Origin of the sequence: Pseudobacteroides cellulosolvens ATCC 35603 = DSM 2933 (genome assembly GCF_001262605.1) — a bacterium.
Taxonomy (GTDB): domain Bacteria; phylum Bacillota; class Clostridia; order Acetivibrionales; family DSM-2933; genus Pseudobacteroides; species Pseudobacteroides cellulosolvens.
The window spans coordinates 3,590,436-3,616,572 of sequence record NZ_LGTC01000001.1; the positions used below are offsets into that span (position 1 = coordinate 3,590,436).

Sequence of the window (26,137 nt, forward strand, 5' to 3'; positions counted from 1 at the left end):
ATCGTTATCAAATATTGATGTAGTAACCAAATCATTTCCTTTATTAATTACCATATTCTACGCTCTTTTTAGAATATACTCAACAATTTCCCTATACCGCTGTTGCTGATCTGGGCGTGCCTTTTTCTCAGCTTTCCTAAGTAGCTGAATTGTACAAGTTCCATAGGTTTTGAGCCCGTCAGCGGCAATTTCCCTTAGTTTAGGGTTGTTGACCCCAAGCAAATCAATTATAGCAGGAATTGCAGGTTCAAATTTTGCATATGACAGTGTGCGTATAGCACTTCTTTGTACACCAATCCTGGAATCATATAATAGCTTACAGGTTAACATGAGATAACTCTCTTTATCTACAATTTGCCTAAGACATCTATGTGAGGCTGACCTCACCTTTGAATTCTTATGTTCCAACAGTTTTGTCACTGCATCTATAGCTGCAGTTTCTTTGAACGTAGCTATTTCTTTTAATGCACTGAGTATTTTTGAAATGTCGTTACTCTGTATATCATCAATCAAAATCAAAAGCCCATCTCCACTAGTGGCAGCATTAATATTTACAGATTCCACAGGTTCATGCAAATCTTTATAATCCTTTATTAACTTTCCTATAGCATCTTTACTCAACAAAAGTGAGGTGTGTAAACCAATTCCAATCAATCTTGAATGACTTAATTGTTTGCATATTTCATCATAATCTTGAATGCTTTTCATCATGTTTATCCCCAGACTCCGGTTTAATCTATGATAATTGATGCTCTCATAAACCAAAAGCAGTGGACTCAGATCCACCAGACAATCAAAAGCTTTTGCAGAAATTAATCTGTCTTCGCTTTGCCAAAGGGCATATAACCATGATACATATTCTTTACGATTATAAATATCTATTTTTGAAGTAAGATCCAGTAATCTCAAAATCCAATCCCTTGACCGGATCTTAATTTGTTCCATATACCATTCTTTTGGAAGGAGCGGGATAGCTTTTCTTATCTTATCCATATAAACTTCTATCGGATTTATTTTGCCTTCAAGATATGACTCTAGTACTTTTTTGCTAGAATATACTGACACTTTCCGATTCAAAATCTCAACCGCAGAATCTTGTCTTGTTTGAAAATCAGGATTATTTAAAAGTTCAAGCAGGCGGTTTTCATGTCTCATGTTTTTATTATCTTTTTCTTTGTTTGCACAGATTTTCTTAATTTCAATATCTTTATTTGATTCCTCGTTTTTTCTAAATATCCAGGCAGGCATATTCAGAGGAAGCAGATTATTTAACAAGGTAAATTTACATTCAGAGTCTTTGACATTATCTTTAGAAATGCTTTCAATTAAATACTTAATTATTTCACCATATTTTAAACTATCAGTTTCATCAATTACCAACAACTCATCAACAATTTTGTCATAGGATTCTAAATTAAAGTTTTGTAGTTGGTAGGCATCTTTTAATAAGGTCATTCTATCTTGTAAATTATCAATCTTTATAAACGCATTATATATGTCGGTATCAAGCAAAATACAGTTGCATAGCTTTAGCAACCTGTAAGTCCAATCATTTCCACGGCACTTTATGAAGGTGGTGTTTCTGATTGTATCTGCAACTTTTATAACTATTGGTTTTTTTAATAAAACGATTACTTTGCATAGCAGGTTGAAGTACTTTTGTTCCATATCAAAGCTCAATTCATTCGAGTGATGCATTTTGAAAAGTACAAATACATTATCCGCCAATACTTCATAATGTGAATTACCAAATGATTTCTCAGCAACAAGCAGGAATATTTCAAAGTTGTCATTTGAAATATTCTCGGATTTATTTATGACATCAAGCCATTCACGCAAATAATGTAAAATGATAAATTCTGTTTGTGATTCTGATAGCATATTTGACTTTAGTAAATTCAGCAACTCATCCTTGTGGCTCAATTCAAGGCTATTAGTAATATTAGTTAAAGCATTTGAAGTTTTTTTATTTATTTTAGTCAAGTCACTGCTTCGAATTAATTTCTCAAATGAGTCTTTGTATAGTTTGCTCTTATGATTTAATAGTTCTGATATGCTTCCGCATGAAAGTCTGATTATCCCCTCTATCAAAGCATTGAGAATTAATGTGGAGCACTTATATTTGTTCCTTATTATGTTCTTTACAAATTCTATGTTTATATTACCATCAAAGGCACTAAGTAATAACTCTGTTTTTCTTTCATCAATGGAGGCTTCAAGTTCTTTTAACAAATGTGATAAGTAAGAAGGTCCCGCTATAGATTCGAGTCCACTTAGCAGCAATTGCCGGAACTCAGGGTTGTCATGGTATCCAATCCAAAAAATCAATCTTTTAAGGCCTTTATAATCACCAATCTTGATTAATGCTTTGGCAGATGCCTTCTTAATATTCATGTTCGGATGCTCCAAGTTTTTGACTACATAGCTACTGGCCCAAACAGCATTGAACTCTTCCATAGCAATAATAGCCTGCCTCCGTGTTTCCATATCATCTGATTCCAGAAGTCTTAAAATATCAAAAGTGTAGCCGATTGCATGCTGTTTTACCAAGCATCTTACAACCATCTTACGAATCTGAGGCTCTTTATTGCGTATAAGCTTTCTCATTCTATGATCAAGTATATAATGTCTAAGATTTTCAATCACTTCGAGAAGTATTCTTATTTCATTTATACTCAGTGTTTTTTTGTCCAATATTTCGAATACTATTTCTGACAATAAAATTTCGCCGGCTTCAGCTGCATTTTTTGCTTTCAAAAAGTATACAGGTCTTATCTTTCCTCTTTTAAAAAGATTCTCCCCAAACTTTATAATAGATGCTCTTATACTCTCCGCAGCAACTGCTTCTATTTGATACTCCAAACTATTGCTTTCTTTAGGAAACCTGTTAGAAGCAACTTCAGAAACATGCCTATAGAAAAGTTCTGATATCTCATCTATCGTTTCAACGTTTCCATATTTGCAAAGGGTTGGGATTAAATCTTGCACCGAAAGCTCATCTTTTTTAAACAATAAAAGTCTCAAATCATCTTTGTTCAAGCTAGGAACAATATCTTTAATTATTTCGGCTGGAAGTATGGCTGGATTTAATTTTGATTTTAATATTTTCCTTCTCTCATCATCACAAAGATGCCATAATACCGTTAATGCCTCTTCCTGGTAAGGCAATAAATAGTAGTAAGTATAAGGATCGTTTGACTGAACACCTAAAGCCATCCATAATTCTTCAATGGTTTTTGTACTTCCAATGTGTTTTAGTGCAAAAAGGCATTCCTTAGAGTATTCTTCCAAATAGCTTAATACAGTATCCTCATCGTCAATTCCGCCTACATCACCTAGGAGCCTTAGTAAAATTGCTTTTATAGAACTGACTTTTGTTCTTTTTAATAAATCAATCACAACATCTTTTACATTCGTTATTTGAATCAGTGGAATAACTATACTTAACCTGCTCCAAATTTCAAAACTTTCTTCCACGAAGCTGATTTTTTCTACTAATTGTTCCCTGCATGTAAATGTGAGCATTTCAAAAATTTCCGGACTGCATTGGGTATTCTGAACAAATACAGTTATAAGATTGTCCAGATGCTCTTCCTTAATGAAAATACCTGAGTGATGAAAATACTCAAGGGCAGTGAAACATGCCTCACCGAATCCCATGCTGTCTTGTGCAGAGATACTGAGAATATAGCTAATCAATTCTTTCTTTTTACTTTTACCCAGGGTTTTCATCGCCATGCAGCGGAGTTCATGATCTATTGAATCATTCTTTAATATAATTTCCAGCTTGTCAAAGTTTTGCCATACTTCCAGTGCTTTGACAGCTGACATTCTGACTTGAATAGAGTTGGCAAAAAGGGCTTTTTCCACTACTTCTAAAGGATACTCCTCACTTTGAGCCCATGCTTCTGATAATAGTTCCAATGCATCTTTAATAATTACAAAATTTGAACCCTTACACAATTTTAATATGCATGTATACGCTTGGTGAGTTAGTGTTGTATAGCTATCTATGCTTTGCCTGATAAGCTTGAGAGCTATGGACTGAATGCGAATATTTTGTATCTCACATATCTTTTCAAAGAAATCTTCGGGCTGTGATATTTTCCTTGTATCCAGATCAAATAAAGCTTGAAGCGTAATTTCATCTGGGTTATTAAAGTCAACCTTTTTTAATTCAAGATATATTTCCAACTGTCGCCAAGTTACTTCTACAACTTTTGGAGCCTTCCAACTCCTCCAATCCGGAAAGGTTTTCTTCTTTTTCCAGTTATACAGATGATAGAAAACTACGGCATATAATAGTTGTAAATCAGCCGAGTTATTCAGATTAATATCTGTAAGTACTTGGGCCCATTCGTACAAAATTTTTTCATCAGTTTCATTTTGAACATTTTCATTGAGATATACAAGTGCATCATATACTTTTGAAATATCATCACTTATAATTGACTTTTTCAATACATCTACTGTATCCCTTATGCTAGCACTATTACTCATATTCTTTCCCTCTTTAGCTTATTTCTTCTTATTATTCAATAACTTGTATTTAGAGTTTAAGTTAAAAACCATAAAGAATTCCTCGATAAGTTTCAAATTATCGCATCCAACCAGCAAGTCAACCTCTTATAATTTCAAAATATGTTTTAAGAATTAATAATAAAATTGTATTATTTATCAATAATATAGTCAAGCAGATGAATTTGCACTTTCGCCCTAACTACCAGCTGTCCATTCTAAGCCCGTTCAAACTTACAAATCAAGCATTATATAATATTCCATTTTGATAACGATATAGGTACAGAAGAGCTGGCACACCTTGAAATAGTGGGCACAATCGTCCACCAACTCACAAAAGGCGTACCTGCAAAGATTATGGAAGCAGAAGGTCTTGGTGATTATTACGCAGATCACGATCACGCTATATACCCTGTAAGTGCAGCAGGCAACCCATTTACCGCAGCATACATCCAATCAAAGGGAGATCCCATAGCTGATCTGGTAGAAGACTTGGCGGCAGAACAAAAAGCCAGAGCTACTTATGAAAATCTTATAAATATGTGTGATGATCCTGATGTTATAGACCCCTTAAGGTTCTTAAGAGAAAGAGAAGTTGTTCATTTCCAGAGATTTGGAGAGGCTTTGGATATTGTTCAAAGGAAGCTGGCTGAAAAGAAGTGTTTTGTTAAAAAACCGGATTGTATGGCAAATAAGAAGTAAACCGGAAATAATTAAAGGGTTGTTGCAATAGCGATTAAAAAATTTTATTGCAATGCCCCATCTTCATAATAATTAACTGGTCAAGGAGGCATTTCCCAGCTACGCTGGACATGAAGCAAAACGGCCCGCTCCCCTAAGATAAAGGAGCGGGCTGTTCTGCTGTTATCCAGACTTCAATTACTTAATTTTGTAATGAAATTAACCAGACGTATGGATATGGTTGCCATCTGTGCACGAGTAAGTGACATTTCCGGTCTCATCGTGCTGTAATCCTTACCTACAGATGTTCCTACAAGTATACCGTACTTGACCGCAACAGCTATAGAAAGCGTTTCATCTTTGGTCAAGCCTTTAAGATCTTTAAACGGTGCGAGTATCCTTGCTTTTTCTTCTTCTGTAAGCGATACATTGACATTTAACGCCGCAAGGATATCTTTTATCAGGACTGCGGTAACGGCTCTGGAAGTAAAGCCATTGTTATTGAGCCCGGATGCAGACTTAATACCCTTTGCCGCCGCAGTGCTTAACACCTTGTTATATTCAGCGTTAAAGCCTACTGTACGCATGAGCATTGTAACTGTCTGCTGATTAGTAACCGTTGCATCAGGTTTGAATGTGGAATCGCCATTGCCGAAAACTATGCCCAATTTGGATGCAGTTCTGACGAACTCAGAAGACCAATGATTTTCCGGCACATCTTTATAAACGGTATTTATGGTTACCGGAATCAACGTCTTTGCTTCGTTGACCAAAACGTAAACTGTTCCGCTCTTATCAGTATATGTGGGGACTGAAGTAAACGAACCGTCTGCGTTTGGCGATACAATCGCTGTGAATTTGGTTCCCGCCGGTATAGGTATGGTTACTGGAGTCAGACCTTTATTTGTTTTCGGTAGTGCACCCAGCGTAATTGGGTTTGAAGCTTTTACAATCCCCGGATTTTGCTTGAATGCTTTTTCTGCTTTATCCAAGGCTTCTTTCGGGGTTGCTACTACTGTGTCCTTTATCGGACTGGTGGTGGTATTGGCCGCAGGAACATCCTTAATAGGATTATCGATTACAGGTTGTGCTTTCTCTGACGATGTGGGCACGTACCCTGATGATGTCGGAGTATACCCTGACGATGTCGAGACATATTTAAACGCTGCGGAAATTGTATGGTCTTTCGTTACCCCATTAAACGTGTAGGTACTTACCGCACCCACACTAACGCCATCCACAAGCACATCGGCAATCAAATAGTTACTGTTGGCCTCAATCCTAAATGTCTGGCTCGCTCCTGAAGCAAGTTCGATCTCGCCGGACGGAGTAATCGAGCCGCCTGTTCCGGCTGTCACGGTGATCTTATGCTTTGTTACCTTTGGCCAACTGACTAGAAGCTTATCAGCCTCACTGTCGGTTCCAATTTTTTCTACCTTGATCCAGTTAATTGAATAGGCACTATTGCCACCGCCGCCACGGATAGCGATGTTGCCAATCAGTCCATTGGCGGATTGGGAACCGTCCAGTTTGATCTCAGTGGTTAATGTGTAGCTGCCCATATTCACCATGCCACTGTTGAAGTATGCAGGTATAGTGGTAGCCACCTGGTCGGCTGAATACTTATGGTCGTTGACAACCGCTCCATCAGCATCGGTATAGCTGCCGTTTGAGTTATCTTTGATCCAACGCACACGAATTGCGGTCGTACCTTTTGCGGTGTAGTTGAAGGTGAGACGGTATTTCACGTCCTTCTCCGGGGTGAAAGCCACTTTGCCGTCGGTATCTGTCGTCGACCAAGGCCACTTGGATGCGTCATTACCCAAGATGATATTCGCACCGGTCCAAGGGTCTCCTTTGCCCATGTCATAGACATAGATACCGTCAACAGGCTCCAGCTCAGGCTCTTTATCCTTCTCAATGTAATCATGGGTTGCAAGAAATGCTTCTGGGTCCAGAACTGCCACCAACGCCTGCTTGGCATATCCTTTCGAGTCGAACAACAGTGCAAATTCGCCTGCACGCCAGCCGGAGATCGCGTCTCTCACTCCGCATATGCTGACGCGATTGATGACCTTCGGGTTGTTCGTTTTATTGGCAGGACCCGCAGAGTACTTTTTGTAAATCCTGAACAACTCGGCGAACTTCATTGCCTGATTATTCTCATTCTCAGTGGTGATAGTGCTGCCAGGAGGGCAGCCAATATCCATCTCGGTAATGTTGACTTTGACACCGGGTAGCGTTGCAAACAGCTTTATGGAGTTCTCCACATCCGAGGCATTCGTGGTCAAATTGTAGTGTGCCTGCATACCGATGACTTCAATCAGGGATTTGCCGTTGGGGCGAACGCCTTTGTATCGCTCGTTGATGTCCTTGACCATTTCGTAGACGACATGGGCTTTGTTGGATGAGTCAAGACCGAAATCGTTGTAGATAAGCTTGCAATCCCATTCAGGGTGACTGTCAACCACTTTGGCTGCTTTAAGGAAAGCGAGCTCAACCCACTCCCATCCCAGTGCCTTATACCAGCCTTCCCCTTTAGCCAGCGAAGCTTTCCAGTCTTTCGGATCCGCGGTACCAACAGCTTCATTGACCACGTCAATACCTTCAAGACGTCCGCCGAAATTACCGAGTACATTCTCAATGTGATCATTGAGATTAGCTAAGGCGGTTGCTCTATCGAATGTACCCGGCTGTCCAAACTTAGCCGGAGGTGCGTCCCACATCCACGTAGGCGACTGAGAATGCCATGCCAGCGTGTGCCCGTAGAAAAGCATTTCCGGGTTATTCTTTCTAAGGTTGTTGAACGCTTCGTCCGTGTTATTATAAGTAAAGATACCTTTTTCTTTTTGCGTGCTATCGGGCTTCATCTCATTGCCGGGTGCATACGCAGCAAAATTGTGGACCAAGGCATTGATCTCGCCCGAGCCGAATATACCCATGGTGAAATAATCCTTGTAGACATCCTTCAGAGCAGGGTATTTTTCATAAGTCTGACCCGTGGGAAGAATAGCGTTGCTAAGGTACTTCGCGGGATCTAGAACGGCCTTGAAGGCTTCCTTGGCACACAGGTTCTTGTCAAAAAGCAGCGGGAAACTAGCGGCACGCCAACTGTCGCCGTCGTTGGTGCCCCAGAAGGTAACGCGCTCTATGCGGCCTTTGCCTCGATTTGCCGGGCCGGCAGCATTCTTCTTGTAAATATCAAAGAGTTGTGCGTACTTGCCGGCCTGGTTCAAAGTCTGCTGATCAGTAAGGTTGCCGGAGTTTGAGTAGGAAATGTCCAGTTCGGTAACGCTTATAGCAACACCTGGTAAAGTCGAAAATAGGTTGATCGATTTCTCCACGTTGGCTGGGTTGGTGTTCTGGTTATAGTGAGCCTGCATACCGATGCCCTCGATCAGGGGCTTACCGTTCGGACGTTTTCCTGCGTAACGTTCGTTGATGTCCTTAACCATGTTATAAACACTTGTCGCCTTGTCGGCGTAGTCAAGGTTATAATCGTTGTAGTAGAGTTTACAGTTCCATTTATTGGCATCCACGATCTTGGCCGCCTTCAGGAATGCATCCTCAACCCACTCCCATCCCAGGGCCTTGTACCAGCCATCGTTGTCTCGCAGATTCAGCTTCCAGTCGGCATTGTTTTTGTCGTCCGCAAATGCCTCATTGACGACGTCTATGCTGTAGAGACCAGCACCGTAACGGCCCAAAACGCTCTCTATATGAGCATCCATGTTAGCCTTGGCTTCGTCGACGGGCAGTGCGTCCGGCGTACCCCACATCCAACCTGGCGACTGTGAATGCCAGGCCAGTGTATGGCCAATCAGATTGAGGCCCGGTACCTTGTCTAACTGCTGGTCGAGAGCGTCGTATGTAAATGTGCCCTTGACATTCTGTACGCTTGAGGGTTTCATTTCGTTCTCGGGCGTGAAGGCGTTAAAATGGTATTTGATAATATCCAGCTTGTTGCCAGTCATCTTGGAATTACTCGAAGTGGTACCGATCATGAAATAATCCTTGTAGACATCCTTCAGGGCCGGATACTCTTTGAAATCCGGTTCTATGTTTTCAACAGAAATCAATTCCTGCTTGATACTGATATTATCGATGTACCAAACGTCGGGGTGCTTCTTTGCGTCGTTTACAACAAAACGGAAGTCAATGCTCTTTAGTGTATCGTTCAAACCGCTGGCTGGGGTGGTGACATTGACCTCTTTCCAGGTTCCTATGTCAATGGTGCCAGGGGAAGTTGGAAACTTAGTCACTCCTGCTGCACCCGCATAGTCGCCGCTCAGGACAATGCCCGGGCCTACCAGTGTTTCTTTACCCTCATTGCCTGCTGCAGGGACATAGACACTGTACGAAACTGTGTAGATAGCATTTTTGGCTAGAGGCTTATCAAAGGTCAACTGGATGGCGTTGTTAGCACCAACGTAGTCGGACGAGGCAGCCAAGTGAGTACCCTTGAGGGCGTAAGTATCGCCATTACCAAAGTCTGAAACCCACTGAACAGCAGCATTGGTTGTTTTAGACACGCCGAAAGCTTTGCTCCAGAGAGCATTGTCAGCGTTATTAAAGGTGATGTTGATATCGTCAATGGTCGCACCATCAGACGATGGTGTGGGTGTGGGTGTTACAACACCCGATACCGCTGTCTTGGTGATTAAAATACTGTCGATGGTAAAGTCGCCGGTCGTGCCTTCCGACTGAATGCGGATGGTCTTATCGGCTTGCAACTGAGCATAGGTGAAGGTCTTCTCAAGGGAGAAAGCCCCATCACCAACCACGTCCTGGGAGACATGGGTGCCGTAAGGACTTGCCGTTTGAGCCAGCTTCATCTTCGCACCGGCGTAGGTATGTCCAGTCACCGTGATGGTGTAATCAAACCCGTCTGGGAGTGTGGTCAGATTTTTCAGATCAGTGCAATGCCAATCCTGCGTCCGGCCGGTAACACTGATACCTTTGCCTGAGCCGTTGTCGACTATGGTCAGCGTCGGGCTGCCGGCCTTCTGCAGCCAGGTGGTGCCTTCCAATGTGTCACCGACTGCTTTGCCCTGGATCTCATTGTCAGATGCCATGGAATATACGCTGGTTGTTAATGCATCGGCACTTGACAGACTGCTGGGCAAAAATTGTACCACCATCAGCACAGACAAAAGCAGAGAAAGAACTCTTTTCTTCATTAAAATTCATCTCCTCATTCATATGATGTTTTTTCCTCTTTTATTCTGGGGTTGTAGTTCCCCGTTTTCAGCCTCGCTACTTTAGTGTAGCATTATTATCAGGCAATCCATTATGCAGATTAATATGCTGAGTGCTATGCTTAGCTCTGTTCGATTCTCTCTGCCGTGAGCACCTCCTCTTTTGTCCTTAAACTTTACGCGATTGGGTGCTTGCCAAAAATAAAATCATAGATGCAGATAAACCCAATATACCAATGTTAAATTGGAATTGCTGTTTTTATTTTCGGGCTGGTATAATAACATTTTAATAGCTCAAGTTACCACTCTAAAAAAGTGGGCATGGCCCTTGCTATAAAAAAATAAGGGTTTTGTAGATATCCCCAACTCGCTTGAAATCACTGTTCTTTGCTAACATAATATATCCAATTTCAGGTAATGTCAATAATTACCCTCAGCCTAGCCAGTGATTAATTGACCACTTAATTCATCTTCCTTCAACAATTTTTGTATATATTCAACTAATCAAAAAATGATACTTTGAAACAAATTATCAGAAATCCCCAAAAAAGTTATATAATGTCTATAATACTTGTTATTTTATTTTTTGGGGAGACAACATGCATGACACTTGTAATAATGCTTATTACTTTTATCTGTGGAATAATGATATTGGTTACTGACAGAAAAAGTGCCTCCAGCAGGTGGCTTTCACTCATTTTATTTTTTGCAAGCCTGGCTTCCTTTGCAAATGCTATTCAGGATTTCTTTCCTGTTTTCATGTACAAGAACCTAAGTATTACACTGTCAAAACAAACATTAGATAATATCGACAGAATAAATGCTTTCCTGACACAAATCGGTGAACACATTATCTGTTACTTTTTCTTTATGTACTGTGTATCCTATAGCGGATTGTTCAATAAAAAAAAACGACATATTTTAGGCATTGGTATCTTTACAATAACGGCGGTATCCTTTTTCAGCTTCCCAATCACAACAAACCATGAAAAGGTTGATATGTACATTTATGCTGATTATTACAGGTTTCTGGCATTATGGTCAGTTCCTGCAGTATAAAGTCGAAAAACAATTCTTGCTTTCTGTTTTGAGCAATATTTTTTCCGGTACAGCGATATTTAATCATACCTTAAAAAATGAAATTATAAAAATATCCATGAGTACTGATAATATAAACAACAGCCTTGTGAAAAATGAAGTTGATCTTTCTCAAATTAAAGAGAATTTGGAAGTTATAAGCCGTTCTGCAGAATATCTAATGAAGATGGTTAAACGCATACAGGATTTTTCCAAAGAGATAACATTACAAGAGACAGTGAACTACATACCAGATATTTTAAAGACTGGCTAAAAGCAATAACAGGTTACCTAAAAAATGATGAACAAATAGAAATTATTGGTACCGCAACATCAAGGGCTGAAGTTATAGAACTTATAACTAATGTTGATGCTGATCTTTGTCTCATGGATATTGATCTCAATGGTAATCGCTGTGAAGGCATATATGCAGCTATGGATATAGGAGAAATCAAACCTGTTAAGGTAATTATGCTAACTTCCGTGACGGGTGATGACATAATACTTGACTCTTTTACAGCAGGAGCAGTTGATTATGTTAATAAAGAGAATTATAAAGAAATTCCTTTAATCATGAAGAGGGCATTTTGTGCACCTACATACACAAATACCCTTATTAACGAATTCAGTCGTCAATTCAAAGGAACTCATCAATAAAATAGAGGATTAGTCATAAGGTTGTGAATTTCAATCGTTTTTGATATATAAACATATAGTTTACTGCAAAATTTATAGAAAAGAAGAATTTTCATCTTTTTATCACATTAACACTTTCACTCTATTAAAGTGTCACAGCCTACCCCAAAAATTGTTCAATATACCATTTATCCCTTTTATATTGTTTACCGTTTTATAATGATTCCAATGAGCAGGAAAAAGCTTTTTGTAGAGATTATTGGAAAACCGTTGATCAATTAAAAGTACAACACCTCTATCTTCCTCAGAACGTATTACTCGTCCAGCTGCTTGTAATACTTTATTCATTCCAGGGTAAACATAAGCATATTCATACCCAAGTCCATTTTTCCTATTAAAATAATCCATAACAATATTTCTTTCCAAACACAATTGAGGCAATCCAACACCTACAATAATTGCTCCTAATAACTTGTCTCCCATTAAGTCAACACCTTCAGAAAAAATTCCTCCTAATACGGCAAACCCTACCAGCAATTCCCGTACATCATCCTTAAAGCTATCAAGGAAGTGCTCTCTTTCTTCCTCCGACATTATACCCGTCTGTAACAAAGACTTTACTTCAGGATACATTTGATTAAATATTAAGTGTACCTCATTCATATATTTGTATGAAGGAAAAAACACCAGGTAATTACCAGGATTTTGACTTATAACTGCATAAATATATTGAGCAATATGTGCATAACTATTTTGTCTGTCTTTAAATTTGGTTGAAATTGTGTGGGATATTAAGAGACAAAGATTATCACGTTCAAATGCAGAATTAAGCAGAATCCTGTAATCGCTTTCATTTCCGCCTAGTATATCTACAAAATAATCAATTGGTGTTAGTGTAGCAGAAAAAAAAATTGCCGATTTACCCCTTTTAATCGCCTCTCCTAATAAATGGGATGGGTCTAGGCAGAAAATCTTGAATTTCACATCAGACTGGTCCTTTTCTAAATAAGTAATATACCTTTCATCATATAATTCAGCAATTTTAATAAATGCAAGAACCTCAAAATATAGTTCCAGCATTTCATCATAACCTTCTGACATTCCATTTTGTGTTAACCAGGTTTCCGATTCCTTAACAAGTTCCTTCAATGCTTGATATAATTCTTTCAGCCCTTTCTGACACACTAAATGGTTCTCTTTTCCACATTCCTTCCTCATCTCAATGAACATGGAATTCACCTTGCTTAAGGCTTTAGATAAAGTTGGCTTTTTTGTTTTGAATGTTTTCTTTAAATTTAAAAACGGTCTTTTATATAGTTCTGCCGAAAACATTTCTCTCGACCTGTCAACTAAATTATGAGCCTCATCGATTAAGAATGTATACTCACCTGTATTAAATTGAAAGAATCTTTTTAAATATACCCTTGGGTCAAATGCATAATTATAATCGCATATTACACTATCTGCCCACATTGCAAGGTCTAATGAAAATTCAAAAGGACAGATTTTATGCTTCTTAGCATATTTTTCAACAACATCCCTTACAAATGAGTGTTCACTTGTATATATATCAATAATTGCATTATCAACCCTATCATAGTGGCCTTTTGCATATTCGCAGTTCTCCGGATTACACCATGCATTTTCCTTAAAACAAACTTTTTCCTTAGCTGTCAATGTAATCGTTTTAAATTTTAAACCATATTCTCTCATTATTTCAAATGATTCTTCTGCTACTTGCCTTGTAATTGTTTTTGCAGTCAGATAGAAAATCTTTGAAGTTTTTTCCTCTCCTATCGCCTTAACTGCAGGAAATAAAGTAGAAATGGTTTTTCCGATTCCTGTAGGAGCATGTACAAACAGTTTTCTACCCTCGGAAATTGTTTTATATACTGCTATCGCTAACTCTCTTTGACCGGAACGGTATTTTTCAAAAGGAAACTTCAGAGATTTGATTGAGTCATTTCTTTGAATCTCCCAATTTCTAGTAAGTGCTGCCCATTTTAAATACTTATCAATTAGCTCAAAGAAAAAGTCACTAATCTCGGTGATAGTAAAAGTTTTTCTAATGTGCTTGATTTCTTCAGTCTCTATTTGATAATAAGTCAGCTGAACATCTATATTCACCAATGCATTTTGGACAGCATAAATATAAGCATAGCATTTTGCTTGTGCCCAATGTAGGATGTTAAATTCATCAATGTATTCTAGTGGTTTGGCAGTAGTTTTTATCTCGTCTATAGTTACTCTTGAGTCTTCTTTAATTACTCCGTCAATACGTCCCTCACAGATTAACAAGAAACCTTTATATTCAAGTCTATAAACCAGAGGTACTTCCGCATTATACCCTTCTATACCTGACTTTTGAATCTTCTGATGTATCTTTGTCCCTTCCAAAGCCCTACTAACGCCTATAAATCTATTATCAATATCTCCTGAGCGTAGTGTAAATTCTACCAGGTTACGAATAGAAATTCTTATTTCGTTTGATGCCATAATATTATCAACTCACTTAATGTAAGAACTAGTGTTCCACAGCTATTATATCACTAAAAAAGCCCTGCAGCTTTTTGCCTGCAATAGGCTTTCTTAAATAAGTTATACATTACGAAATATATTTTATCACTTTCGTTTCGTCATTTTCACTAATATTATAAAATTCACATCAAAACAGCACAATTATATTTTATTGGTTTCTTCTTTAAGTCTACCGACCTTATATATAATATCTACAACCTTTGTATATCCGCGTCCATTATGTAAGTGAATGTGATCATCTAAAAGTGCATTAAAACTTACAAATTCAATCCAAAATTCATTCTCAAGCACTCTTATATCATTATTCATTTCCACCAAAAAATCTTCCTGAACATTTTCACTATGTTTTTCTAATCGTCTTAAAATCCTAAATAAGTCCTTGAAACTTTTTGATATATAGCCACTTCTATATAGTCCATCTTCATACTTTTTAAGAACTTTTATCAATTCAAAAAAGAATTTATCATTTTTATTGCAAAACTTTACAAGATCCTTTTCAACGGCATATAGTTGTTCCTTTGTAGCCATGCTAACACCACCATATTAATATAATCTTTGAGTCTATACAATATATGTTCAGCATTTTAGATGAAATCTCATAATTAAATTTATTAAAAAATATGGAAAAACATAACTATAGAGTTTATTATTAAAGCTGGATATTTGAGGAATATAAATGTTTATTTAGAATGGATAATTTAATATAGAAAAACTAAGCATCCTACAACCAGGAGATGTAACTTTAAATCTTGGGTGGCTGTATACCTGAGATTGAAGCTGCTGCCTGTATAAAGGGGATTCGTTTATATCTATATTGTATTATATCTATAGCTGGTAGTCAATATACACTATAAATAGCACTAAACAGCCAACATTATGAAAATCGTTTCATAAATATTGGCTGTTTAATGTTAATCTGTTGGATGGAGCTTTGTCAGCTTCACCATAAATGATTCACTACTTTTGGCTTTCATAGAATGTAATTGTAACACTGCCTGCTCCTGTACCAGGATTTGAACTCAAATATAAAGTATTATTAAGGTATGAATATTTACTATCTGCCCGTACTTCAAAAGTAGGTACCAAACTTCCAAACTGACCGCCGTTTCTAACTATGATTATTTCTCCGTCATTGGTCTGCCAAAGGTACCGTGCATCAATTGTCATAGGGTTGGAAAGATTCTGATAATCAGCACCTGCAGATAAAATCTTGGCAGTAATTTTTCCGGTAACTGAACCGCCAGTTATTGGAATAACATTTCGGTTACCTCTCTTACTTGCTCCAACTGACTGGCTAGCTCCAATGCCAACTGTCTCAACAATAAATTGACTGCCATTTCTTTCGGATATAGCTTTTCTATAATCCCATGGTTGATCCTGGACATCTGTAGGTTCAGTTACTATAACCGAATTTGTTGAATCAGGTTTAATAGTTACTCCTGATACATCATAAACACTTATTTTCATAGTCTTAGCTGACAAGTCCACAACACGTCTAGCAACATATTTGCCGGAATTGAGCCAGCTATATGTTCCTGAGCTTGGGGCTTCAAAATCTGGTACAATTCTTATATCGTTTTTATTTGCAGCTGTACCGGCACTTCTTAGAAATATGTATTTACCATCTGATGTTTTAATCATTAAAAGCTGTTCAATTTCCATTGCTCCATTTGATAACTCCAACTGTAAATCAAGTCCTCCCGACATAATAGAACCAGATATTTTTGTGCTGGTTATAGTGCCGCTTTGGATTACAAATACCTGTCTTTCACCGTATTGGGTTTTCCCCAGGTTGTAAATTTGCTCCAATTTCATGTTTGCCTCCAAAACCAGCGAACCACTTTCAGGCTTTGGAATTCCATCAGCCATTCCACATGTCCAAGACTTATGAGGAATGAGTATCTTCTCATTATCCGAAGTTTGCTGTGGTGATGTTGGAGTTGGTGTACTTGTGCTGCTTATAATTGTATTGAATTGACCTGCAATAATTATTACATCAGCCATATTTATGGCATTATCAACGTTCAAGTCATATTCAGCTTTATATTTTCCATCACCCGATACAGCATTGAAAGCACCTGCCAAAAGTATAACATCTGCCATATTGACTACCTTGTCACCATTTAAATCAGGTGTTTTTGTTCCTGCTGCTGTTGATATACACTGAATAAAACTTACTGTAATGATAGTCATAACTACAAAAGAAATAAATAGCAAACCATACATTCTATTGTTTTTCATATAAATCTTATCCTCCGATTTCTAAAGCTACCTAACTTTAAAAGCTATAATAAGTTGGGTATATACTTTATACTTGTCCTATGGAATGTTTGAAAAACTACTCTGATTCTAAGGATGTGTTACCTTATAACCTGTGCACTAATATGTATAGTTAAATTTTGAGGCAATCATAATTACATCGCTCATATTAATAACCCCATCACTATTTAAATCACATTTTACATCATATTTACTTTGTTCTCTTATTGCATTAAAACGTGAAGCAATTAGTATAACATCAGCCATATTAACTACCCTGTCTCCATTAACATCCTGAGGAACTGGATTAATAATGCTTGGAGTAGGTGTATTAGTAGGAGTATTAGTAGGGCTGTTACTTCCGGACATAGATTTCAAAATGTCAATTGTACTATTATACCAAATATTGGCCGCTTTAATATATCCGTTAACATTGAGGTGTAAGCCGTCTGAAGAAAGGTCTGTACTTCTTACAAAATTCATACTGCTCATCTTGTTAAAGTAAACACTCTTACCCTCATTGACCTTCTGCTGAATTACTCCTGGAATTTCCGAATTATATTTTGTGACGCTATCGGGCACAGGATAATAATCGGATACAAATATTTTAATATTGGGCTTTTGTTGAATAATCTGATCTATCAGGTTGCTAAGGCCGGTAGGATTTGTTTTTCCCCCCTGAAGTAAATCGTTTCCGCCGATCCACAACAATACTACATCTGGATTTTGAGCATTTAGCCAGTTATTAATATTATTTGCTACCTGTGGTATTGTCCATCCTGAGTGACCTTCATTATCTCTATCCGGTAATGTACTGGGTCCTCTTTGGTTTGAGCCTACAAAATCGAAATTGATACCAGCTTTTTTATAAAGATTGTACAATTCAGTACGATAGGATCCCATATTCGGATCTCCCATTCCTTCAGTACATGAATCGCCTACCGGCATTATTTTTATTGGCCTTGTTATTGGAGATACTACTGGTGAAGTACTACTGGATGGTACCGCTGTGGGAGTTGGTGTATTGCTAGGTTTAACGGTTGGTGAATTGCTTCCGGACATAGATTTTAAGGTATCTATTGTAGTATTGTACCAAATATTAGCTGCTTTAACATATCCGGCAACACTAAGATGTAAACCGTCTGAAGAAAGGTCAGTACTTCTTACAAAATTCATACTGCTCATTTTGTTAAAGTACACTTTCTTTCCTGCATTAGCCTTCTGCTGAACTACTCCAGGAATTACCGCATTATATTGCTTGATTTGATCAGGCACAGGATAATAATCGGATACAAATATTGTTACATTGGGCTTTTGGTTTAAAATCTGGTCTATAAGATTGCTAAGCCCTGTGGTGTTAAGGTTTCCATTTAGAATCATATCGTTTCCGCCGATCCATAAAAGTATCACATCTGGATTTTGAGCATTAAGCCAGTTGTTAACATTACTTGCTACCTGTGGTATTGTCCATCCTGAGTGACCTTCATTATCTCTATCCGGTAATGTGCTCGGTCCTTTTTGGTTAGAGCCCACAAAATCAAAGTTGATACCGGCCTTTTTGTAAAGGTTGTATAATTCAGTACGGTAAGATCCCATATTCGGGTCTCCCATTCCTTCTGTGCAGGAATCACCAATGCACATTATTTTTATTGGTGTTGCTGCAGCATTTGATGATAATATTGGACATGTAGAAATCCCTCCAACAATAATTGCACTGATCAACAACATTGAAAATATTACTTTCTGAAACTTATGACGAATTCTAAACATTCTTGTAGCCCCCTAAATATTATTTATTTATGCAAAGTTTCCCTAATAAAAAGTTAAATAAATACATAGGAATAAATACTATGTTGGTTAATTTAAATCACTTTATAATGTTGATAATTATTGGATGAAAACCTCCCTTCCATAAGTATCGCTTTGCTCTTCCAAATTTTATATTTCTTTTAATATTTTAAAAAAGCAACCTTAATCTTTTCTTAAGAAATATATGTAAAATTAAATTTCTTTAACATGCCTAAATGTGATTAATTTATTAAGCTATACTTAAGGTAGCTGTTGTATAATTAAATTATGAATAAATAGAATTAGGCGGTGAAAATATGAAAATATTGCTTATTGAAGATGAAGTTCATCTTTCAGAAGCTCTTGTTTATACATTAAAAAAGAATAATTACATAGTTGATGCAGCTTATGATGGAATAACAGGCCAGCAAATGGCTGGGACACTGGTTTACAACGTTATTATCCTTGATAGAATGCTGCCCGGAAAGGAAGGACTTGATGTTCTAAAAGAACTTCGAAAACAAGGTATTACGACACCTATTCTTATATTAACTGCAAAAGATTCGGTTAGAAATAGGATTGAAGGACTTGATAGTGGTGCAGATGACTATTTGATAAAACCTTTCTCAAAAGATGAATTGCTGGCAAGAATAAGGGCTTTAGGAAGGAGACAGACCGAAATAATAATAAATGAGGAAATTAATATAGGAAATATGAGTTTTAATTCCTTAAAGGGCGAAATAAAAGTAAACGATCAGATTCTAAATCTTACATCAAAAGAATCTCAGATTCTTGAAATACTTATTAAAAATAAAACCTTGGTTATTTCAAAGGAACAACTTATGGAAAAAATTTGGGGATTTCAATCTGATATAGAACTTAATAATATAGAAGTATATCTGTCATATCTAAGAAAAAAGCTTGCTATGGTAGATTGCAGAATTAAAATCGAAACCATCAGAGCAAGAGGTTATTGCCTGAAGGAGGTTTTATAAAAATGTTTCGGAAGCTTAAGATCAAGTTTATCATGACCAATGTTGTTTCTTTATCAGTTGTACTGCTTATAATTTTTTCTGGAATATACTTTTCAATGAAATATTTCATGAAATTTCAAGCCGATATTATACTAAATACCATTGCAAGAGATGAACAATTGAGTTCCGATTATAATCCGTCTCTTGTAAGATTCTTTTTTATCAAAGTAGATCCATCAGGAAAAACAATAGGATTCGATTCGGATATCAATATTGCTGAAAATGATATTGAAACATTAAAAGATATGGCATTTAAAAGTAACATTACTAACGGAAACGTTACGAAAAACAATTTAAAATTTAAATTTATAATAGTTCCCAAAGAATATGGGTCCATACTGGTATTTCTTGATTATAGCGTTGAGGTAGAAATGACAAAACCGCTTTTATTTATCAGTGCTTTCATTTGTCTAATTACTCTCACATTGGTTTTCATAATAAGTATTTTTCTTGCTAACAAATCTATACAGCCTATAAAAAAATCATGGGAGAAGCAAGCTGCTTTTATTGCCGACGCATCCCATGAACTTAGGACACCCCTTGCAGTAGTAACTTCAAATTTGGAAATAGTAATGGAAAATGAAACGGAAACTGTGGGTAGTCAGAAAAAGTGGTTTGGCAACATCCATAGCGAATTGGAACGCATGAAAAAACTTGTTGATGATTTGTTGTTTTTGGCAAGAGCAGATGCTGAAGATGAGATTCCTAAAGATTATTTTGATTTAAGCAGATTATTATTTAAGATATACGATTCTTTTATTCCTCTTGCAAAGAAGAAAGACTTAAGCTTAATTTTAGATAACAAAGATAATATTACATTATACGGCAATGAATTTCAAATAAAGCAACTTGTCACAATACTATTGGATAATGCAATAAAATATACTGACTATGGAGGTAAAATCGAGTTAAAATTGGAGGTCAGTGCAAGCGTGTATCGACTATCCATTAAAGATACCGGTGAAGGTATCCCTAAAGAACATATAGATAAAATTTTTGACAGGTTTTATAGAGTAGACAAATCCCGCTCCAGGACATATGGAGGCTCAGGATTAGGCTTGGCCATTGCCAAATGTATAATAAATGAACACAAGGGTACTATTAATATAATAAGTGAAGTGGACAAAGGAACAGAAGTTGTCATATTTTTTCCTGTTGGATTAAGTAAATAACGTTGGTTCACTTGATTGATTTGGATAAAATCAACTCTAATTTTAACGGGTGCAAAAACTCCTCTGTTCGTTCTGTAAGCTCTAAAAATCATTTTGTATTAAAAATACTCTTAAAGTAGCCGATATTAAAAATGAACTATTAAATACACACAATTCATAAGAATTAATAATTATCTTCCTCCTTCACAAAATGCAGATCAGCTATGTAACAAGAAGGCTCTATACAAATAAACTCCAATGATGGGAAGGCAAATATATCTAAAGGCAATTCTAGTGATGATAAAATATTACAGGTTGAATTAATTTACAACTCGATGAAAAGTAAATTAAACAAAAAGAGAGGCAAATATTATGGTGATAAAAACTAAGTTTATACTTCTGGTTGGGTTTCTTTTGATTATGCTTGCTGCAGTTGGGTGTAAAGAAAGCATTAATGATATTGATAATGATAATTATGACAAGACTAATACAAATACTACTCAAAAGGATGTAGTGCTTGAATTTTGGACATGGTCTCCTATAGATGAAATCATATCAAAGTTTGAGTCCGATAATCCAGGTATAAAGATTAACACAAAATTGCTTGATTATTTCCAGTGCAAGGAAGAATATATGAAGGCATTGACAAATGGGGATGGACCTGATGTATTGATGTTTTACAGTGATATGTTCGGACTATATACTGTGGATGGAGTCCTTCAAGATTTGCTTGAGGAACCGTTTAACGCAGAAAAATACCAAAAAGACTTTCCAAGATGGGACGGCGGATTATCAATAGATAATAAACATCTGTTATCACTTACTTATACTACTGCACCACAAGTTACTTTGTATAGGACAGATGTAATGAAGGAAAATGGTTTCCCGTACGAACCTGAAGAGATGGCAAAATACCTTGAAAATCCAGATAATATATTATCTATTGCTACAAAATTAAAACAAAAGAATAAATATATTTTCCAATGGCCATATGACTTACCGAATGTTGTTAGATTTTCCATGGGTACTTTTGACAAAGACTTAAACTCCATAGAGCATGGAGAGCTTATGAATAAAGCATTGGACATTACCAAAACAGCCTTTAAGAATAAAATGATTCTAAATGGCAATTTATGGACCGAAGAAGGCCAGGAAGCAATAAAGGATAACCAACTTGTTATGTTATTAGATGCTAATCCATACGCAGTAAATGAACTGGAGAAATTAGCACCGGAGCAAAAGGGGCTGTGGCGTTTGACCAAACCTTCTTTAGGAATGGCTTCATGGCAATTTGATAACAGAATTTCCATAAATGCTCGAAGTAAACATAAAGAACAAGCCTGGAAGTTCATTGAGTACCTTGTTACACATAAAACCGATATTATATATGACAAGCACTCAATTCCCGAGTATCTTCCAGCACGCCAAAGGCTGAAAGAAGATTATTATATAGATGCATATTTAGGGAATCAAAATATTTTAAATATCTTCAATGAGCTTGGGAACAAGATGATCCCTTATAAATTGACTCCAATGGATGAAAAGGCAAATGGTATATATGGTCAGGGCATATGGGATGCGGTTGAACGAGGTACTAACTCTGATGAAGATATTAAAAAAATATTCCAAAATATTAACAAGCAGTTAGGCGAAGAAAAAAAGCATTACTCGATTAATGGATGAACCTGATACTCTTCTTTCTCTGTTCTTGTTTACCTCCAGAATTGTAGGACAAAGTTGCCTTTAGGGCAATTTATAAGAACGGTAGATAATTAGTCTACCGTTTCTTTTTGAAAACCAGATATTTAACTCCATTTATAGTAAGCCTAAAACGATTACCATTTTTATATTGCAAATACAGACGATTCAACTGCATTTTCTAATGTAAAATCTTTTTCGTAACATATCTAATAATTAATTTTCATTATCATAGATTCCGGGTGAGAGAATGCATGTATGAAATGCCATCATTGCAATTTCCTCCAGAGCCACAGCATTCTGTACAGCATCACTGGCATTTTTGCCCCAGGAAAAAGGGCCATGCTTATTAACAAGTACACCAGGAACAAAAACCGGGTTTATATTTGTAAAAGTTTCAACAATTACATTCCCAGTACGGTTTTCATATTTTCCACTTATTTCTTGAACTTTAAACTTTCTAGTACATGGAATTTCACCATAGAAATAGTCAGCATGAGTAGTACCCAAAAGAGGTATTCCTCTACCACTCTGAGCCCATATGGTCGCCCATCTTGAATGAGTATGCACTACCCCTCCGACGTCCTTGAAATTGTTGTAGATAACTAGATGGGTAAGAGTATCTAGAGAAGGTTCCATATCTCCATCTACCTGTTTGCCTTCCAAATCTACTACAACCATATGTTCCGGTTTCAATTCTCCATAGGCTACACCGCTGGGTTTTATTACTACCAACCCTCTTTCACGGTCTATCCCACTTACATCCCCACAAGTATAGCTTACAAGTCCCTTTTTAGGGAGTTCAAGATTTGCCCATAAAACCTCTTCTTTCAACTTTTTTAACACAATATCACCCATTTTTAGACACCAGCCATTCTGATGAATTTTTGCTTTCAAAACTTCACGCAACTATACAGATTAAATTTAGAGGACTTCTAAAAAAATCCCCCTCAAACGAGGGGAGAATAATAGGAGGAAAGCACTATATCTTTCTATTCCTTTCTTTACTAATAAAGATAATATACTATGTTATTTCATAAGTGCTTCTTTCAATCCATTATACGCTGGCTTTGGATTAAAATTATTATCATAAATCAGACCTCTGCCAGTGCCTGGGAAAGTTTGAGGAATCCATGAATACTTATCAGTAAAGCCCCAAACCACAAATGTTTTAACGTTAGGGTTTCTCAAGGCAATTTCCATCAATGACTTGTAATTGCTTCCCTGTGTATTAAACCCTGAAGTTTGATTTTCTGAATCATTCATACGAATATCCAGCTCAGTAATGGATACCTGTAATCCTAATGCTGCATACCTCTTGATATTTTGCTCTATAGCATTAAGCTGGGAAGCACTCATTCCATTGATAAAGTGACATTGGAATCCTACTCCGTCAATTGGAATTCCCCTTTCCTTCATGCTCTTAATCATATTGTACGCTGTATTGGACTTTGCTCCCATGTCTTCTATATTATAATCATTATAGAAGAGAAGTGCATTAGGATCAGCCTTTCTTGCAGTCTGGAATGCAATGTCTATAAAATCATTACCGATTTTATTTGTCCATACACTTCTTCTAAGTCCATTACCACTATCGTCACAAGCTTCGTTGACAACGTCCCATTCTGCGATTTTTCCCTTAAAATGATCCATAGTCTTGGTAATGTGGTTATTCATCGCTGAAACCAGTCCATCACGGCTTCCACTCCAATTTCCCATCCATCCAGGAAGTTGAGAATGCCATACAAGAGTATGTCCACGTACTTTCATATTGTTACTTAAAGCAAAGTCAACCAATTTATCACCGTTACGGAAGTTGAAATTATTTTGTGAAGGCTCTATGGCATCAACTTTCATTTCGTTCTCAGCTACAACCATTGCAAATTCATTTTTCAGAATATTATCATAGGTTGAACCTGTTTGACCTGAGAACCATTGACTGTTAACACATGTACCAAATGTTATTCCCTTTGCCGCAGCCAATTGGTACAATGCAGTCCCCTTAGGTGATGGTATAGGCGTTGGTGTTACTTTGGTAGTTGTTGTTGTCGTTGTGGTAGTGCTGACTGTCTTGTTAAAATTTGAAGCAATTATAATAACATCAGCCATGTTTATTGAACCGTCACTGTTCAAGTCATATGAAGCAACATATTTTCCATCTCCAGCCACTGAATTAAATTTAGTAGCCAATAGTATAACATCAGCCATGTTTATAACACCATCATTATTGAGATCCCCTTTTAATGATGTCCCTGAAGGTATTGTTGAAGGTGATGTTGAAGGTGATGTTGAAGGTGATGTTCCATTTTCGAACTTAAACCAGTCAATGTTTACAGGGCCTGAGAATACCAGATACAAGTCATTTACTCCTGTAGCTTTACTGATATTGCATGACTGATCTTCATATGTGTCCCAGCCACCTGTTGGTGCTACAGACAATGTACCTAAGAGAGTACCGGTTGGGCTCCCTAATCTTAGCTGTATATCTGTATTGCTTTCACCTGCAACACGAGCCTTAAATGAGGTTGCTCCACTTCCAAAGTCCACATTCTTAAATACAAGATTATTGCCGTTTTCAATATAACCAACACCGTTTCCATCACCAGTACCGATTTTTTCTATAGTTGATGAACTATAGTCGTTATAGTTTTCTGCTTCTATTGTATCAAAAGCACTTATCTTAGTTGTGCTTGATGTTGTAGGTTTTGTTGGTGTTGGATTGGTTGATGGTGATTGTGTTGGTGTTCCGAAACTAAGATTCATCTTAGTCATATCAGCTTTACCACTACTTTGATACCCCTCAACAACCATGGAGACTTCATACATCTTGCCCATCTTCATTCCTTTAGCTTCCCATGCTTTAAAGTGTTCACTGACACTGATGGTTCCGCTTGTTCTTTTAGATGTGCAGATACTCCAATACTGTTGAAAAGTTGTATCTCCCTTTATGGAAGGTCCTGTTCTGGAGTTTTGATAAACTTCATATGTACGCCCATCAACAGTAATTGTTCCTTTCATTGGTATACCATTTCCCGGTGGCTTCCAGGTGCCATAACTATCTATGATGTAATATTCTACAAGAGGATCTTCCGTCCACCCATAAACAGCCATATATGAATTGCCGTTTGGTTGGTAGTTACAGGCATAATCTATTGATATGCCATTATAATCCTGCCATGCCTTGGTCGAGCCGAGTTTCTTACCTGTACGGAATAATATATTATTGATATTACTCCATGAGCAGCTGAATGTACCTCCCCCATTGAGCGTCATAGTACCAGTACCGTTGTCTTTCCAGTACTCGTAGTTATAACCGTCAATTGTGCCAGTAGCATTTGAGGTAAGTGTTGGTCCTGCGTGTGCAGTTAACGGAAACAAGGTAAACAAGATGGTAAAACTCATCATAATAGAAATGATTACCATCATTTTTTGTTTCATTTTAAAACTCCCCCTTCTTTTTTAATAAATTTATTTATATATTAAGTAAAATATATATGTTAATATATTCTACTAATATTTCTTCTACTTCATTAATTCTTCTTTCAATGCACTTTACGTC

15 protein-coding genes are annotated in these 26,137 nt (G+C 37.0%); 7 read left to right on the forward strand and 8 right to left on the reverse strand.

Going from position 1 to position 26,137, the window contains the following annotated elements; translation table 11 throughout:
- Window positions 1–57: 57 nt before the first annotated feature.
- The gene (locus Bccel_RS14750) at window positions 58–4,500 is read right to left on the reverse strand and encodes a HEAT repeat domain-containing protein (protein ID WP_036945718.1); all 4,443 of its coding nucleotides are present in this window, start codon (window positions 4,498–4,500) and stop codon (window positions 58–60) included.
- Window positions 4,501–4,773: 273 nt separating this feature from the next.
- Here Bccel_RS14750 and Bccel_RS14755 point away from each other — a divergent pair, with 273 nt between their 5' ends.
- Entirely contained in the window at window positions 4,774–5,220 is a 447-nt protein-coding gene (locus Bccel_RS14755) for a manganese catalase family protein (protein ID WP_476748373.1), read from the forward strand.
- A gap of 173 nt (window positions 5,221–5,393) precedes the next feature.
- Here Bccel_RS14755 and Bccel_RS14760 read toward each other — a convergent pair whose 3' ends face one another.
- The gene (locus tag Bccel_RS14760) at window positions 5,394–10,379 is read right to left on the reverse strand and encodes an endo-1,4-beta-xylanase (RefSeq protein WP_036941932.1); all 4,986 of its coding nucleotides are present in this window, start codon (window positions 10,377–10,379) and stop codon (window positions 5,394–5,396) included.
- Window positions 10,380–11,000: 621 nt separating this feature from the next.
- Between Bccel_RS14760 and Bccel_RS14765 the strand changes: the two genes are divergently transcribed.
- The 3 genes from Bccel_RS14765 to Bccel_RS28940 are packed head-to-tail and all read left to right on the forward strand — an operon-like array spanning window position 11,001 to window position 12,131.
- Window positions 11,001–11,456, forward strand: a complete 456-nt coding sequence (locus Bccel_RS14765) for a hypothetical protein (protein WP_036941935.1) — start codon at window positions 11,001–11,003, stop codon at window positions 11,454–11,456.
- A complete protein-coding gene (locus tag Bccel_RS14770; protein ID WP_160317723.1) occupies window positions 11,407–11,748 on the forward strand; it encodes a hypothetical protein in 342 nt (113 codons plus the stop codon). The genes Bccel_RS14765 and Bccel_RS14770 overlap by 50 nt, the downstream gene beginning before the upstream one ends.
- A gap of 44 nt (window positions 11,749–11,792) precedes the next feature.
- Window positions 11,793–12,131, forward strand: coding sequence for a response regulator (locus tag Bccel_RS28940; protein WP_242853126.1), 339 nt, complete (start codon window positions 11,793–11,795; stop codon window positions 12,129–12,131).
- A gap of 132 nt (window positions 12,132–12,263) precedes the next feature.
- Here Bccel_RS28940 and Bccel_RS14780 read toward each other — a convergent pair whose 3' ends face one another.
- The 4 genes from Bccel_RS14780 to Bccel_RS14795 all read right to left on the reverse strand — a co-directional run bounded on the left by Bccel_RS14780 (window position 12,264) and on the right by Bccel_RS14795 (window position 18,677).
- Window positions 12,264–14,606 (reverse strand): ATP-dependent DNA helicase, encoded by a 2,343-nt coding sequence (locus Bccel_RS14780; protein WP_036941940.1) that lies wholly within the window; start codon window positions 14,604–14,606, stop codon window positions 12,264–12,266.
- 183 nt (window positions 14,607–14,789) lie between these two features.
- Window positions 14,790–15,176: a hypothetical protein gene (locus Bccel_RS14785; protein ID WP_036941942.1), complete on the reverse strand. Its 387-nt coding sequence runs from the start codon at window positions 15,174–15,176 to the stop codon at window positions 14,790–14,792.
- Window positions 15,177–15,605: 429 nt separating this feature from the next.
- Window positions 15,606–16,889 (reverse strand): DUF3237 family protein, encoded by a 1,284-nt coding sequence (locus tag Bccel_RS14790; RefSeq protein WP_242853122.1) that lies wholly within the window; start codon window positions 16,887–16,889, stop codon window positions 15,606–15,608.
- 138 nt (window positions 16,890–17,027) lie between these two features.
- Entirely contained in the window at window positions 17,028–18,677 is a 1,650-nt protein-coding gene (locus tag Bccel_RS14795; RefSeq protein WP_036941945.1) for a GDSL-type esterase/lipase family protein, read from the reverse strand.
- A 335-nt stretch (window positions 18,678–19,012) separates the two neighbouring features.
- On the opposite strand from Bccel_RS14795, the gene Bccel_RS14800 reads away from it, so the two are divergent.
- The 3 genes from Bccel_RS14800 (at window position 19,013) to Bccel_RS14810 (ending at window position 22,563) form a co-directional block, all read left to right on the forward strand.
- Window positions 19,013–19,690 carry a response regulator transcription factor gene (locus Bccel_RS14800; protein ID WP_036941949.1) on the forward strand — a complete coding sequence of 226 codons (678 nt, stop codon included), beginning with the start codon at window positions 19,013–19,015 and terminating at the stop codon, window positions 19,688–19,690.
- 2 nt (window positions 19,691–19,692) lie between these two features.
- Window positions 19,693–20,901: a sensor histidine kinase gene (locus Bccel_RS14805; protein ID WP_036941950.1), complete on the forward strand. Its 1,209-nt coding sequence runs from the start codon at window positions 19,693–19,695 to the stop codon at window positions 20,899–20,901.
- A gap of 351 nt (window positions 20,902–21,252) precedes the next feature.
- On the forward strand, window positions 21,253–22,563 hold the full coding sequence (locus Bccel_RS14810; RefSeq protein WP_050753493.1) for an ABC transporter substrate-binding protein: 1,311 nt from the start codon (window positions 21,253–21,255) through the stop codon (window positions 22,561–22,563).
- A 231-nt stretch (window positions 22,564–22,794) separates the two neighbouring features.
- Here the strand turns inward: Bccel_RS14810 and araD are convergent, their stop codons facing one another.
- A complete protein-coding gene (gene araD, locus Bccel_RS14815; protein WP_050754048.1) occupies window positions 22,795–23,424 on the reverse strand; it encodes an L-ribulose-5-phosphate 4-epimerase AraD in 630 nt (209 codons plus the stop codon).
- 183 nt (window positions 23,425–23,607) lie between these two features.
- Entirely contained in the window at window positions 23,608–26,016 is a 2,409-nt protein-coding gene (locus tag Bccel_RS28945; RefSeq protein ID WP_081926923.1) for an endo-1,4-beta-xylanase, read from the reverse strand.
- Window positions 26,017–26,137 lie beyond the last annotated feature (121 nt).

Coding starts and splice junctions, on each gene's coding strand:
- Bccel_RS14795 (WP_036941945.1), bottom strand. CDS start 18,677: ATGTTTAGAATTCGTCATAAGTTTCAGAAAGTAATATTTTCAATGTTG.
- Bccel_RS14765 (WP_036941935.1), top strand. CDS start 11,001: ATGACACTTGTAATAATGCTTATTACTTTTATCTGTGGAATAATGATA.
- Bccel_RS14790 (WP_242853122.1), bottom strand. CDS start 16,889: ATGAAAAACAATAGAATGTATGGTTTGCTATTTATTTCTTTTGTAGTT.
- Bccel_RS14785 (WP_036941942.1), bottom strand. CDS start 15,176: ATGGCTACAAAGGAACAACTATATGCCGTTGAAAAGGATCTTGTAAAG.
- Bccel_RS28945 (WP_081926923.1), bottom strand. CDS start 26,016: ATGAAACAAAAAATGATGGTAATCATTTCTATTATGATGAGTTTTACC.
- Bccel_RS14805 (WP_036941950.1), top strand. CDS start 19,693: ATGTTTCGGAAGCTTAAGATCAAGTTTATCATGACCAATGTTGTTTCT.
- Bccel_RS14780 (WP_036941940.1), bottom strand. CDS start 14,606: ATGGCATCAAACGAAATAAGAATTTCTATTCGTAACCTGGTAGAATTT.
- Bccel_RS14770 (WP_160317723.1), top strand. CDS start 11,407: ATGCTGATTATTACAGGTTTCTGGCATTATGGTCAGTTCCTGCAGTAT.
- Bccel_RS14750 (WP_036945718.1), bottom strand. CDS start 4,500: ATGAGTAATAGTGCTAGCATAAGGGATACAGTAGATGTATTGAAAAAG.
- Bccel_RS14810 (WP_050753493.1), top strand. CDS start 21,253: ATGGTGATAAAAACTAAGTTTATACTTCTGGTTGGGTTTCTTTTGATT.
- Bccel_RS14760 (WP_036941932.1), bottom strand. CDS start 10,379: ATGAAGAAAAGAGTTCTTTCTCTGCTTTTGTCTGTGCTGATGGTGGTA.
- Bccel_RS14800 (WP_036941949.1), top strand. CDS start 19,013: ATGAAAATATTGCTTATTGAAGATGAAGTTCATCTTTCAGAAGCTCTT.